The following is a 12,932-nucleotide window of genomic DNA, read 5'->3' as shown; positions in this document are numbered from 1 at the left end:
CCCCGCACTGCCTGGGGACGAGGCCGCCGTGCCGCCGTCGCCGTGGAGCGGTCCGGCGTGCGTCAGGGGCAGCTGATCCTGGTGTCGCCCGGGTCGGTCAGGCAGACGTCGGTCCCGGCTCCTCCGTCGACCGTGTCGTTGCCTCCCACGCGGTCACGGGAGTTGAGGACGTCGCGGCCGGGGCCGCCCAGGATCGTGTCGGCGCCGGGGCCGCCGACGACGACGTCCGCGCCGTCCCCGGCGATGATCAGGTCGTCGCCGCCGAGGCCGACGATCGCGTCGTTGCCGCCGAGGCCGCAGATGACGTCGTTGCCGGCGGTCCCTCGCAGGGCGTCACCCCGGGACGTGCCCGTGATGGTGCACAGCGGTGCGGTCACGGCGGTGCTCGTGGTGGCGGTGTCGTTGCCCGGGTCGGGGTCGTCGGTGGTGCCCGCGACGGTGGCGGTGTTGCTCACCGTGCCGGTCGCGGTGACGTTCACCTTCACCACGAGGGTGAAGGTCGCCGTTCCGGGGGCCATCGCCGGCGTGGTCGCCGACACCGTGCCGGTGCCCGATGCCGGTGGCGTGGTCGTGGTCCAGCCGGGGGGTGCGGCGAAGGACACGAACGTCGTCCCGGCCGGCACCGCATCGGTGAGCCGTACGCCGTCGGCGGTGTCCGGGCCGTCGTTCGTCAGGGTGATCGTGTACGTGAGGTTCTGGCCCGCGGCGACCGGGGCGGGCGTGCCGGTCTTGTGGACGCCGAGGTCGGCCGACGGTGGCGGCGGGGCGATGGTGAAGCACTCGGCGGTCGCGTCGGTGTGCGTGGCCGGCAGATAGTGCTCGTCGCCGACGCCGGGGGTGAACTCGGCGCGCCAGCAGTAGGTGCCGACCGCGCCGCCCTCGCCGCCGACCGTCGCGGACGAAGCCCGGCCGGCGGCGTCCAACGTGGCCGTGGAGACCAGCGTTCCGCCCGCGGAGCAGTCGCCGCCGTTGGCGGTCACGACCGGGGGCGGGCAGAGGTAGAACCTCACCGTGCCGACGCCCGGCGCGTCCTCGGTGCCGACGGTCACGACGTCGTGCTGGACGGTGTCCGGCTGGTTGGCCGAGCCGCCCGGCGTGGCGGTCGTGGTCATCGGCGGACTGACGCAGGTCGAGTTCGGCTGGATCGTGATCGGTTGCAGGTAGCCCTTCAGGTTGGCGTTGGAGCCCTCTCCCGTGATCGACCGCAGATACACGCTCGCCGCGGACGGGCCGGGGCAGCTCGGCGCGATGCCGGTCAGTGCGGTGACGTCCAGCGCCACCTCGAAGAAGGACCCTGCGGCAAGTGGCTGCCCGGTGAAGACGTCGGTGACGAAGGCGGTGTTGATCGCCCCGGTGAAGGCGGCGGTCGAACTCGTGCAGGTCGTCCCGTAGGTGCTCTGCGAGGTGAACGAGCACGCCGAGCCGAATACGGGAGGCGCCGAGCCCTGCGAGGCCACGTACAACACCGCGCCGCCGTTGGAGCGGTTGGGCTGCGGTGTGCCGCCCGGGGCATTGGCCGGGGCGTTGTCGATCTCGATCGCGTAGTTCTGGGTGCCGGACGTCGTGTCGCGCTCCCAGGCCACATAGACGTAAGAGTGACCACCGATCACCCGGGAGACGGCGTACGCCCTGCTGAAGTTGGTCTTGTCGACGGTGGACCCGGTGGACGTCCAGCCCGTCGGGTTGTCGCCGTCCTTGCTCGCCGTTCCGTACGTGCCGCCGTCCGCGGTGCTTCCCACGTTCAGCCCGGGTGTGTTCCAGTCGTCGCCCGAGGGCGTGCAGGTACCGGCCTCCAGGTCGCCGTCGATCTCGAAGCCGCCCGGCACCGGGCACGGCGACGCCGCCCGGGCCGGCGCGGCCACCCCGGCCAGCATCAGCAGCGCCGCCACCGCGGCCACGGCAAGCCGTCGTACGCCCATGTTTCCGTCCCCGGGTAGCCGCCGACATCTGGATCTTCAGAGCTGAACGCGCGGCCCACTATAGAAACGCCCCGTATGCCGGAGTCATCGCCACGCCGGGGACGGCTCGGGCCGGCCGGGGACGATCGGCGGCCGGGTCGCCGGGACACGTGACGTCCCGTCACCGGGTCCGCAGGGAGCCGGACGTGGCCTCCTCGGCCGGGCCGGGGATCCCCCGGTCGGGGGTGACGACGCCTGCACGCAATGGCGGGCTCTGGCTCTTTTGTCATGGTGTGACGTTGCAGGGAGTGCGTCGGGCGGTCACAGAGTGGTTGAGACCTCTTGTCGGCGCCTTCATGTTGTCCATAGCCTCCAGGTGTTGTGCAGAGCGAAACTGTCATTGCATATGTTGCAACGCCCCGCCCTGGAGGCCGCTCCATGAAACTGTCCGCTCGCCTCGCCCCGACGCTCCTGGCCGCCCTGGTCCTCACCGCGTGCGCCCCGCAGACCTCCTCCAACTCCGCCTCCGACAAGGACGACAAGAGCGGCACCCTGCGCGTGTGGCTCTTCCAGGAAGTCGGCAACAAGCCCAAGGAGAAGGTGGTCGACTCGGTCGTCGCCGCCTTCGAGAAGGCTCACAGCGGCACCGAGGTCGACGTCGAGTACATCCCGGTCGAGACCCGCGCCCAGCGCGTCAAGGCCGCCTTCAACGACCCGAAGTCCGCACCCGACGTCATGGAGTTCGGCAACACGGACACCGCCGGCTACGTCCACGACGGCGGACTCCTCGACGTCACCAGGGAGTTCGGCACCTGGAGCGAGGCCAAGGACACCGACCCCACCGCCAGGCAGTCGGTGACCGTGAACGGCAAGGTGTACGGCGCCCCCTTCTATGTCGGCGTCCGTGCCCTGTACTACCGCACGGACGTCTTCGAGGAACTGGGCCTGGAAGTCCCGAGGACGATGGCCCAGTTGGCCACCACGGCCCGGAAGATCCACGCGGCGAAGCCGGACCTGTACGGGCTGGTCGTCGGGGGTGCCTACACCTACGGCGCGATGCCCTTCATCTGGGCGAACGGCGGCGACCTGGCCACCGGCGCGAACGGCTCGTACACCTCGGCCATCGACAGCGCGGCCGCCCAGAAGGGCGTCAAGGCGTACACGTCCCTCTTCTCCGACGACAACTGTCCCGCCGCCAAGTGCGCGGGCATGGGCGGCAACGACACGGTGACCGCGTTCGCGGCCGGCAAGGCGGGCATGGCGATCGGCGGCGACTTCAGCCACGCGGCCGTGGAGGCCGGGAAGGTCAAGGGCAGATACGCCGTGGTGCCGCTGCCCGGCGTGACGCCGGGCTCGATCGCCCCGGCGTTCGCGGGCGGCAACAACATCGGCGTGCTGAAGAGCACCCCGCACCGCACGCTCGCGACGGATCTGATGGAGCGCTTGGCCTCGAAGAAGACCCAGTCCTCGATGTTCGACGCGATGGGCTTCCTGCCGACGTTCACCGACGTACGCGACCAGGCGGCCGCCCGACAGCCCTTCGTCAAGCCGTTCGTCCAGACCCTGGGCGCCGGCACCAAGTTCGTCCCGGCCTCGCCCGCCTGGTCCCAGATCGACTCCTCCCTGATCCTGCCCACCATGTTCCAGGAGGTCGTCAGCGGCAAGAAGAGCGTGGCGTCGGCGTCGAAGGACGCGGCGACGAAGATGAACGACGCCTTCGGCTCCGCGGGCTGAGCCGGTGACCGCACAGGACACGGCGGTGGTGAGGACGCCGGTACCCGCACCGCCCGCATCCCGGACCCGGCGCCGTGCACACACCGCCTGGACCCCCTGGCTGTACCTCGCTCCCGCCCTCGTCGTCCTCGGCGGGCTGCTGGTCTACCCGATCTACCAGCTCGGACTGATCTCGTTCTTCCGGTACACGCAGGCCCAGGTCAGCGGCGGCGAACCGACCGCCTTCCGGGGGCTCGGCAACTACGCCGACCTCTTCGGGGACGGCCAGTTCTGGCAGGTGCTGCTGGCGACGGTGGTCTTCGCGGCCGCCTGCGTCGGCTCGACCCTCGCCGTCGGCTGCGCACTCGCCGTGCTGCTCACACGCGTACGTGCCCTGCCCCGGCTGGCGCTGATGCTGGCCGCACTGGGGGCGTGGGCGACCCCGGCCGTGACCGGCTCCACGGTGTGGCTGTTTCTGTTCGACCCGGACTTCGGGCCCGTGAACCGGATCCTGGGACTGGGCGACCACTCGTGGACGTACGGGCGCTACAGCGCCTTTCTCCTCGTCCTGCTCGAAGTCGTCTGGTGTTCCTTCCCCTTCGTCATGGTGACGGTGTACGCCGGGATCCGCGCCGTGCCGGCCGAGGTCCTGGAGGCCGCGGCCCTGGACGGGGCCTCGCAGTGGCGCATCTGGCGATCCGTGCTCGCCCCGATGCTCCGGCCCATCCTCACCGTGGTCACCATCCAGTCGGTCATATGGGACTTCAAGGTGTTCACACAGATCTACGTCATGACGGGCGGCGGCGGCATCGCGGGTCAGAACCTGGTGCTCAACGTGTACGCCTACCAGAAGGCGTTCGCCTCCTCCCAGTACGGCCTCGGCTCCGCGATCGGCGTCGTCATGCTGTTGATCCTGCTCGCCGTGGCACTGGTCCACCTCAGGATGCTGCGCCGTCAGGGGGAGACACTGTGAGTCCCATCAATGGTGTGCGCCTCCTTCCGCGACGGCCGGGGCGCACGGTGGCGGAGGCGACGGCGCTGCTCGTCGCGGCGGTGGTGGCCTTCCCGCTGTACTGGATGGTCCTGGGCGCGTTCAAACCGGCGGGCGAGATCGAGTCGGACAAGCCCATGCCGTGGACCTCGTCGCCCTCCCTGGACTCCTTCCGGCGGGTCTTCGGGCAGCAGGAGTTCGGCCGATACGCCCTCAACAGCCTTGTCGTCGCGTGCAGTGTCGTGGTCGTCTCGGCACTGATCGCGTTCCTCGCCGCGACAGCCGTGACCCGGTTCCGGTTCCGTTTCCGGACCACCTTGCTGATCATGTTTCTGGTGGCCCAGATGGTGCCCGTGGAGGCGCTCACCATCCCGCTGTTCTTCCTCATGCGCGACGTCGGCCAGTTGAACACGCTCGGCTCCCTGATCCTGCCGCACATCGCCTTCTCCCTGCCCTTTGCGATCTGGATGCTGCGAGGGTTCGTCAAAGCGGTGCCGGAGGCGCTGGAGGAGGCCGCGTACCTCGACGGGGCGAGCCGCGCTCGGTTCCTGTGGCAGATCCTCTTTCCGCTCGTCCTGCCCGGGCTCGTGGCCACCAGCGTCTTCTCCTTCATCACGGCCTGGAACGACTTCCTCTTCGCCAAGTCCTTCATCATCAGCGACACGTCGCAGTCGACCCTGCCCATGGCCCTGCTGGTCTTCTACAAGCCGGACGCACCGGACTGGGGCGGAGTGATGGCGGCGTCCACGGTGATGACGATTCCGGTACTGGTGTTCTTCGTCCTCGTACAGCGACGGCTGGTCTCGGGACTGGGCGGAGCGGTGAAGGACTGACGTGCCCGAACGGCCGCGGAGGTCCGTACTTCAGCCCGGCAGCACGTCCTCGAGCCGCGCCAGTTCCTCCGTGCTCAGCGTGAGCTCCGCGGCCCTGGCCGAGTCGGTGATGGAGGCGGGACGGGTGGCTCCCGGTACCGGGATCAGCGCCGGGGAGCGGGCGAGCAGCCAGGCCAGGGCGATCTGCTGTGGGCTGACGCCGCGCACGGCGGCGATGCGGTGGAAGGCGGTGCCGAGGGAGGTGGGGCCGGAGGGGCCGTCGAGGGAGCTGCGCGAGATGCCGCCGAGTGGGCTCCAGGGGAGGAAGGCCAGACCGAGCTCGGTGCTCAGCCGCAGCTCGGGCTCGCTGCCGCGGACGGCGGGCGAGTACTGGTTCTGCACGGAGGCGAGTCCGTCGCCGAGGATCCGGTGCGCCTGGCGAATCTGGTCGGTGGTGACGTTGGAGATGCCCGCGGCGCGGATCGTGCCGGCGTCGAGCAGCTCGCGCAGCGCGCCCACGGACTCCGCCCAGGGCACGGCCGGGTCCGGCTTGTGCAGCTGGTAGAGGCCGATGGCGTCGACGCCGAGGCGCTTGACGGAGGCCTCGGCGGCTCGCTTGAGGTGTGCGGGGGTCGCGGTGACGGTCCAGCTGCCGTCGCCGGGGCGTCCGCGGCCGCCCTTGGTGGCGACCAGGACGCCGGAGGTGTCACCCCCGTAGCGGGCCAGGGCGCGGGCGATCAGCTGTTCGTTGTGGCCCGCCTCGCCGGCATGCCAGTGATAACTGTCCGCGGTGTCGATGAGCGTGACGCCGGCGTCGAGGGCGGCGTGGATGGTGGCGATCGCCCGCGTCTCGTCCGGGCGGCGTTCGACGGACAGCGGCATGGCACCCAGACCGATGGCGCCGACCGCGGTGTGAGCGATGCTGCGGTACTGCATGGTGGCCGCTCCTCAGGGGGTGGCTGACGACTCGGTGGTGAGGGCTTCGACGACGGCGCCGGGCAGCCAGTCGACGGTGCGGGAGAAGGGGAAGCCCAGCTGCTTCGCGCGGGCGTTGCTCATGGCGTAGTGGCGGTCGAAGGAGAACGCCGAAGCCTCCTCGCCCGCCGGGACGGTCCGGTAGACGGCCTCCCGGCCTACCTGCGTGGCGATGATCGTGGCGAGGCCGTACACATCGAGCGGGCCGTCGGAGCAGGCGTTGACCGGGCCGGTGAAGTCCGCTGTGGTCACCCACAGAAGCAGCTCCGCCAGCTCCTCGTGGTGGATGAAGACGGTGGGCAGGGCCTCCGCGTGCACAGTGATCTCTTCACCCCGGCTGATGCGCCCGGCGTAGTACGCCATCCGGCCGGTGAATTCCTGCGCGCCGCCGCCGAGCACATGGGCGCTGCGCACGCCGGCGAACTCGAAGCCGCCGGCGCGGGTGAAGACGGCCTCCGCCTGGCGCTTGCCCTCGGCGTAGTGCGCCTCCAGGTACGCGTCGTCGTGCCAGGGAAGGTCCATGGCCACCGGCCAGGTGGCCGGGTCCACGATGTCCTCCGGCACCGGCGTCCCCGCGGGCACGACCGGCAGTGCGGCGGTCGCGGGGTCGTAGACCTCGATCGTGGAGGTCATGACGTAGCGCCGGGCGCGGCCGGCGAAGGCGCGGGCGGCGATCGCGGCCTGCACCGGGGTGTAGCAGACCTGGTCCACCACGACATCGAAGGTGCGCGAGCCGAGCGCGGCCGTCAGGGCGGCCTCGTCGTTCCGGTCGGCGACGAGGTGCTCGACGCCGGCGGGCGGCACGGTGGAGCCACGATTGATCACGGTGACCTGGTGGCCGGCGGCCTTCAGGTGTCGCACCAGGAGCTTTCCGAAGTACCGGCTTCCGCCGATGACGCAGATCCTTTGCATGCCCCCATCCTGGAGACCTATCGTCATCAGCAGAAGTACCGGTCTGCTGGCCTGGTGTTAAGGAAAACTGTTGATCGATGTTCACCGACTCCGGGTCCTGCGGGCGGTGGCGGAGCACGGCAGCTTCAATCAGGCGGCGACGGCTCTCCGCCTCACCCCCTCGGCCGTCTCTCAGCAGGTGGCCGCCCTGGAGCGCAGCCTCGGCGCCCAGGTCGTCGCCCGCAGCACCCGCGGCGTCACGCTCACACAGGCCGGATCATGGTCGGCGCCGCCGAATCCGTCGCCGCCGAACTCGCCCACGCACAGCGACAGGTCGCCCGGCTGAGCACCGGCCGTACCCAACTCACCGCGGCCACCTTCACCAGCGGCGGCAGGCTCCTGCTGCCCGCCGCTCTCACCCGGCTCATGGCGGTCCATCCCGGCACCGTGCTCCACATCAAAGAGGGCGAGCCGGAGGACACCCTGCCGCTCGTCCGGCAGGGCGCCGTGGACCTCGCCCTCGCCTACCACTTCGACGGACCGCTGCCCGTGGGACCCGGCTCCCCCTCCAGCCTGGAGTGGACGCCGCTCCTGGAGGACCCCCTGTACGTCGTCCTGCCCCGAGCGCATCGACTCGCCGACCGCGGCGCGCTCGATCTCGCGGAACTGGCAGCCGAACCCTGGGTGCTCGGCTGCCTGAAGACCGAGGCGTACCTGCGCCGCTACGCCGAGCGCGCCGGCTTCGATCCGGAAGTCCGCGGGACCACCACCGACTATTTCTTCGCCCGCTCACTGGTCGCCACGGGCATGGGCATCTCCCTGATCCCCTCTGTCGCGCTCACCCCGGAGATCCCTGGCCTGTGCACCGTCCCGATCACGTCCCCGGGGCCGGTCCGGCACATCGGCGTCGCCGCGATCAGCCGCGGCGACCGACCCCACGTCACGACGCTCATCCATGCCCTTCGCGAGGTGGCGGCACGGCACAACGAGCAGGGACCCGCCTCGGGTCCGCTGCCGAACACTCACGGAGCCGAACACTCACGGAGCTGACGTTTCACAGTGCAAGGTCGATACTGCCGACATCAGCGGCCCACCTGTCAGTCTCACCAGGAGGTACCCATGAGGATGCTCATCAACGTCGCCGAGACCGTCGTCGCGGACGCACTGCGCGGGATGGCCGCCGCTCATCCCGGACTGGCGGTCGACGTCGAGAACCGGGTGATCGTACGGCGGGACGCCCCCGTGGCGGGGAAGGTCGCCCTGGTGTCCGGTGGCGGGTCGGGGCACGAGCCGCTGCACGGCGGGTACGTGGGTCCCGGGATGCTGTCGGCGGCCTGCCCCGGGGAGGTCTTCACCTCGCCGGTGCCCGACCAGATGCTACGGGCCGCGGCGGCCGTGGACAGCGGCGCGGGCGTGCTGTTCGTGGTGAAGAACTACACCGGTGACGTGCTCAACTTCGACATGGCGGCCGAACTGGCCGAGGACGAGGGCATCCAGGTCGCCAAGGTGCTGGTCAACGATGACGTGGCGGTGACCGACAGCCTGTACACGGCCGGGCGGCGCGGCACCGGCGCCACCCTGTTCGTGGAGAAGATCGCGGGCGCCGCGGCCGACGAGGGGCAGCCGCTGGAGCGGGTGGAGTCGATCGCACGGCAGGTCAACGAGAGCTCACGCAGCTTCGGTGTGGCGCTCAGCGCCTGCACCACCCCGGCCAAGGGCAGCCCCACCTTCGACCTGCCGGCCGGCGAGCTGGAGCTGGGCATCGGCATCCACGGCGAGCCGGGCCGGGAGCGGCGGCCGATGATGACCTCGGGCGAGATCGCCGACTTCGCGGTCAATGCGGTCCTGGAGGACCTCAGCCCGAGCAATCCGGTGCTGCTGCTGGTCAACGGCATGGGCGCCACCCCGCTGCTGGAGCTGTACGGCTTCAACGCGGAGGTGCACCGGGTCCTGGCCCAGCGCGGGGTGGCGGTCGCCCGCACCCTGGTCGGCAACTATGTGACCTCGCTCGACATGGCCGGTGCCTCCGTCACCCTGTGCCAGATCGACGAGGAGCTGCTGCGGCTGTGGGACGCGCCGGTGAACACGCCGGGTCTGCGCTGGGGCGTGTGACCCGGCCGGCCTCCTCCGACTTAGCCCATCACACCAGCCACACAAGGGAGTTCCAGTGCTCGACGCCGATTTCTTCCGCCGCTGGATGGCGGCGACCGCCGCGTCCGTCGACCGTGAGGCGGAACGGCTCACCGCCCTCGACTCGCCCATCGGGGACGCCGACCACGGCAGCAATCTCCTGCGCGGGTTCACGGCCGTGCGGGCCGCGCTGGAGAAGGACGCGGCCGACACGCCGGGCGCGATCCTGGTCCTGGCCGGGCGCCAGCTGATCTCGACGGTCGGCGGGGCCTCCGGCCCGCTGTACGGGACGCTGCTGCGCCGGACCGGCAAGGCACTCGGGGACGCCCGGGAGGTGAGCGAGGAGCAGCTCGCCGAGGCGCTGCGGGCCGGTGTGGAGGGGGTCATGACGCTGGGCGGCGCGGCGCCGGGCGACAAGACCATGGTCGACGCGCTGGTGCCGGCGGTGGACGCGCTCGGTGACGGGTTCGCGGCGGCGCGCACGGCCGCCGAGCGGGGGGCCGAGGCGACCACGCCGTTGCAGGCCCGCAAGGGCAGGGCGAGCTATCTGGGCGAGCGCAGCATCGGCCACCAGGACCCGGGGGCCACGTCGTCCGCGCTGCTGATCGCGGGGCTGGCCGAGGCGGCGGAGGCCTGACATGGGTGATGACAAGCTGGTCGGGATCGTACTGGTGTCGCACAGCGCGGAGGTCGCGGCGTCGGTGGCCGCGCTGGCGAAGGAACTGGCGGGCGGGGCCGAGGCGGTACCGGTGGCCCCGGCGGGCGGCCGGGAGGGCGGCGGGGTCGGTACGAGCGCCGAGCTGGTCTCCGCCGCGGCCGCCTCCGTGGACCGGGGGGCGGGGGTCGCGGTGCTCACCGATCTCGGCAGTGCGGTGCTCACCGTGAAGGCGCTGCTCGCCGAGGGCGACGAGCTGCCGGACCGCACCCGCCTCCTCGACGCACCGTTCGTCGAGGGTGCGGTCGCCGCGGTCGTCACGGCGGCCACGGGAGCGGATCTGGACGCGGTGGAGGCGGCGGCCGCGGACGCGTACACCTACCGGAAGGTGTGACGGACGGCGAGGTGCGAAGGGCGGCACGGCGTGAACGGCCGCACGGCGTGAACGGCGGCACGGCGTGAACGGCCGCACGGCGTGAACGGCCGCACGGCGTGAACGACCGCACGGCGTGAACGACCGCACGGCGTGAACGGCCGCACGGCGTGAACGACCGCACGGCGTGAACGGCCGCACGGCGCGAAAGGGCGGCTGGTCCGGGGCGCGGCACCCGGTCGTCAGGGGCGTGGGCTGTCGCCGTGCACCAGTTGCCGGGCCAGGCGTTCGCCCTCCGCCACGGCGGCGGCCTGGTTCTCGATGTGCCGCACCTTGGAGTGCTCGAAGACGATGTAGGTCACGCCCGAGCGGGTGCCGCCGGCGCGCGGGTCGGCGGGGATGCCGAGGCGCCGGGCGGTGGCGTAGGAGGCCTCGCCGATGATGTCCCGGGGGCCGGTGTCGCCGACGACCGCGTACTGCACCCGGCCCCGGTAGACGACGGCCGCCACCGAGCCGCCGCCCAGGCCGTGGGCGCGGTGGTTCCACAGGCGGCTGGGGGCGGGCAGGACGATGTAGGGCAGGCGCTCGGCGTTCAGGCGGCGGCCGTCGGACTGCGCTGAGGCCGCGGCGGGCGAGAACCACGGGTCGGTGCGGCGGTTGCAGCGGCGGGTGGGCCGCCCGTCGCAGTCGATGTCCATGTCGGACTTCCAGAAGACGGCTCCGCGCAGGCCGCAGACCGGGATGGTGGCGGGCCGGCCGGCGTCGGGACGGTAGCGGCCGCGGGAGACCGGCACGCAGCCGCGCGCCTTGGCCAGCAGGTCGGCGGCGCGGACGTCGCCCTCGCGCCGCGCCGCCGGCTCCTTGCGAGGGCGGTGCGGCACGGTGGCGGCGGTTGGTGCCGCCGGCTCCTCGGCGGGGCGGTCCGGCACGGTGGCGGCGGGCGGTGTCGTCGGAGCCAGCAGGGCGGCGCTCGCCGCGACGAGCGTCAGCGACCGGACACGCACGACGGAGGACCCTCTCCTTGGGGACATGGACCGATATTCATCCCGAAAGGGGTGAATTCATCGTGCGCCCACGTTAGGGGACCGGACGGCGCATCGCCCGCACCGCTTGCCGGACGGCCGGGGGCCGTAGCCGTGCCGGCCCGGCCCCCGGTCGCCCGCACCGGCGCGGCATCAGCGACGACAGCGGTCCGCGCCACGGCACGAACTCCCCCTCTGCTCCGGGCAGTTCGGCCGAGGTGAGGTTTCAGCATACGTAACTCCCCGGGAGGAACGGCGACGACGCCCCTCTTGATGCGCTCCGGCCGACACGGCATATTGGTCCGAACCATTGGACCCGAGCGGTGTCCCGGCCGTCCGCACCGCAGTTGACGGGGAGGCAGACCTCGTGCGACGCGTTCCCGACCGCGATTCCCGCCGCGGCCGTGTTCCCGGGCGTGTCGTGGCCGTGTGCGGTGCGCTGGTGGTGCTCGCGGCCTGCGGCCGGAGCGCCGCGGACGACGGGGAGGGCGGCGGCCCCGGGGCGCCGACCGGAGTGACCGCGGCGGCCGGCAGCGCGACCAGCGTGCACGTCATGTGGAACGCGGTCACCTCCACGTCGGGCATCAGCGCCTACCAGGTGTATCGCGGCACCACGAAGGTCAAGGACGTCCCCGCGTCCGAACACATGGTGGACGTCCCCCGGCTCAGCCCCGCGACGACCTACGTCTTCACCGTGCGGGCGCGGGACAACCGCGGCCGGCTGGGGCCGCGCAGCCGGGAGGTACGGGCGACGACACCCGCCGCGGTCGCGGCGGACCACTCGGCCCCCGCCCGCCCGCTCGCCCCGAAGGGCCGGGCGGTGGGCAGCCGGGCCGTGCAGCTGTCCTGGTCCGCCTCGACGGACGACCGGGGCGTGGTCTCCTACGACGTCTACCAGGGCACCACGAAGATCCACAGCGTGGGCGGGAGCCAGACGGCGACCGTGGTCACCGGGCTGCGGCCGCACACCCGTTACTCCTTCACCGTCCGGGCCCGCGACGCCGCCGACAACCTCTCCCCCGCGAGCGCCCCCGTGCGGCTCACCACCGCGCCGGGCTCCGACGACGGCCGGGGCACCGCGCCCACCTCCTTCCGCGCCACCACGCACCGCGCGGACGGCGCCTACTACCTCGACCTGGACTGGGTCCCGCCACGCACGGACGGTGTGGTGACGGAGTATCAGGTAGAGCTTGACGGAAGTCCGGCCACCTCCCTCGTCTGGGGCGGCACCGCACCGCGCGAGAAGGCGTCGTACAGCTTCTACCTGGGCCGGGACGCCGGGATCAGCCACCGGGTGCGCATCCGCGCCAAACTCCCCGACGGCACCTGGGGCGGCTTCTCGCCCACCCGCACGGTCACCACCGGCCAGGGACCGTCCTAGTGCCGCATCAGGCAACGTTCGCCCCGTCTCGCAGGGTGGGGCGGCGGCAGGCGCCCCTTGAATGCATCCCGCGTAGTCTCGCGGGGTGCAT

Annotated in this window: 11 protein-coding genes and 1 pseudogene; 8 read left to right on the top strand and 4 right to left on the bottom strand. The window is 71.8% G+C overall.

Annotated elements, in window-relative coordinates:
- Positions 1-62: 62 nt before the first annotated feature.
- Positions 63-1,919: a hypothetical protein gene (locus ABZ484_RS16545; RefSeq protein ID WP_358866585.1), complete on the bottom strand. Its 1,857-nt coding sequence runs from the start codon at positions 1,917-1,919 to the stop codon at positions 63-65.
- Between the two features lie 417 nt (positions 1,920-2,336).
- On the opposite strand from ABZ484_RS16545, the gene ABZ484_RS16540 reads away from it, so the two are divergent.
- Genes ABZ484_RS16540 through ABZ484_RS16530 form a run of 3 tightly spaced genes read left to right on the top strand, consistent with a single transcriptional unit; the run spans position 2,337 to position 5,435 of the window.
- Entirely contained in the window at positions 2,337-3,632 is a 1,296-nt protein-coding gene (locus ABZ484_RS16540) for an extracellular solute-binding protein (protein ID WP_358866584.1), read from the top strand.
- 28 nt (positions 3,633-3,660) lie between these two features.
- Positions 3,661-4,584, top strand: a complete 924-nt coding sequence (locus tag ABZ484_RS16535) for a sugar ABC transporter permease (RefSeq protein ID WP_358866630.1) — start codon at positions 3,661-3,663, stop codon at positions 4,582-4,584.
- Positions 4,585-4,589: 5 nt separating this feature from the next.
- Positions 4,590-5,435, top strand: coding sequence for a carbohydrate ABC transporter permease (locus ABZ484_RS16530; protein WP_358866629.1), 846 nt, complete (start codon positions 4,590-4,592; stop codon positions 5,433-5,435).
- A gap of 30 nt (positions 5,436-5,465) precedes the next feature.
- On the opposite strand, the gene ABZ484_RS16525 is transcribed toward ABZ484_RS16530, so the two are convergent.
- Together ABZ484_RS16525 and ABZ484_RS16520 are read right to left on the bottom strand one after the other, a co-directional pair.
- The gene (locus ABZ484_RS16525) at positions 5,466-6,350 is read right to left on the bottom strand and encodes an aldo/keto reductase (RefSeq protein ID WP_358866583.1); all 885 of its coding nucleotides are present in this window, start codon (positions 6,348-6,350) and stop codon (positions 5,466-5,468) included.
- A gap of 12 nt (positions 6,351-6,362) precedes the next feature.
- Positions 6,363-7,301, bottom strand: a complete 939-nt coding sequence (locus tag ABZ484_RS16520; protein ID WP_358866582.1) for an NAD-dependent epimerase/dehydratase family protein — start codon at positions 7,299-7,301, stop codon at positions 6,363-6,365.
- Positions 7,302-7,371: 70 nt separating this feature from the next.
- Between ABZ484_RS16520 and ABZ484_RS16515 the strand changes: the two are divergent.
- From ABZ484_RS16515 to ABZ484_RS16500, 4 genes and pseudogenes are all read left to right on the top strand, one after another.
- Positions 7,372-8,330 (top strand): annotated as a pseudogene (locus tag ABZ484_RS16515) (LysR family transcriptional regulator).
- Positions 8,331-8,399: 69 nt separating this feature from the next.
- Entirely contained in the window at positions 8,400-9,392 is a 993-nt protein-coding gene (gene dhaK, locus ABZ484_RS16510; RefSeq protein ID WP_358866581.1) for a dihydroxyacetone kinase subunit DhaK, read from the top strand.
- Between the two features lie 55 nt (positions 9,393-9,447).
- Positions 9,448-10,047 carry a dihydroxyacetone kinase subunit DhaL gene (dhaL, locus tag ABZ484_RS16505; RefSeq protein WP_358866580.1) on the top strand — a complete coding sequence of 200 codons (600 nt, stop codon included), beginning with the start codon at positions 9,448-9,450 and terminating at the stop codon, positions 10,045-10,047.
- Between the two features lies 1 nt (position 10,048).
- Entirely contained in the window at positions 10,049-10,459 is a 411-nt protein-coding gene (locus ABZ484_RS16500) for a PTS fructose transporter subunit IIA (RefSeq protein WP_358866579.1), read from the top strand.
- Positions 10,460-10,680: 221 nt separating this feature from the next.
- Here the strand turns inward: ABZ484_RS16500 and ABZ484_RS16495 are convergent, their stop codons facing one another.
- Complete coding sequence (locus ABZ484_RS16495) at positions 10,681-11,442, bottom strand: glycoside hydrolase family 75 protein (protein ID WP_358866578.1); 762 nt, start codon at positions 11,440-11,442, stop codon at positions 10,681-10,683.
- A gap of 445 nt (positions 11,443-11,887) precedes the next feature.
- Between ABZ484_RS16495 and ABZ484_RS16490 the strand changes: the two genes are divergently transcribed.
- Positions 11,888-12,841 carry a fibronectin type III domain-containing protein gene (locus ABZ484_RS16490; protein ID WP_358866628.1) on the top strand — a complete coding sequence of 318 codons (954 nt, stop codon included), beginning with the start codon at positions 11,888-11,890 and terminating at the stop codon, positions 12,839-12,841.
- Positions 12,842-12,932 lie beyond the last annotated feature (91 nt).

This window comes from Streptomyces sp. NPDC006393 (assembly GCF_040628575.1).
GTDB lineage: Bacteria > Actinomycetota > Actinomycetes > Streptomycetales > Streptomycetaceae > Streptomyces.
This window is presented reverse-complemented; position numbering and strand designations above follow the sequence as displayed.

What these genes read in the sequence shown, in the direction of transcription:
- ABZ484_RS16500 (WP_358866579.1), top strand. Translation starts at nt 10,049, where the DNA reads ATGGGTGATGACAAGCTGGTCGGGATCGTACTGGTGTCGCACAGCGCG.
- dhaK (WP_358866581.1), top strand. Translation starts at nt 8,400, where the DNA reads ATGAGGATGCTCATCAACGTCGCCGAGACCGTCGTCGCGGACGCACTG.
- ABZ484_RS16525 (WP_358866583.1), bottom strand. Translation starts at nt 6,350, where the DNA reads ATGCAGTACCGCAGCATCGCTCACACCGCGGTCGGCGCCATCGGTCTG.
- ABZ484_RS16520 (WP_358866582.1), bottom strand. Translation starts at nt 7,301, where the DNA reads ATGCAAAGGATCTGCGTCATCGGCGGAAGCCGGTACTTCGGAAAGCTC.
- ABZ484_RS16545 (WP_358866585.1), bottom strand. Translation starts at nt 1,919, where the DNA reads ATGGGCGTACGACGGCTTGCCGTGGCCGCGGTGGCGGCGCTGCTGATG.
- ABZ484_RS16540 (WP_358866584.1), top strand. Translation starts at nt 2,337, where the DNA reads ATGAAACTGTCCGCTCGCCTCGCCCCGACGCTCCTGGCCGCCCTGGTC.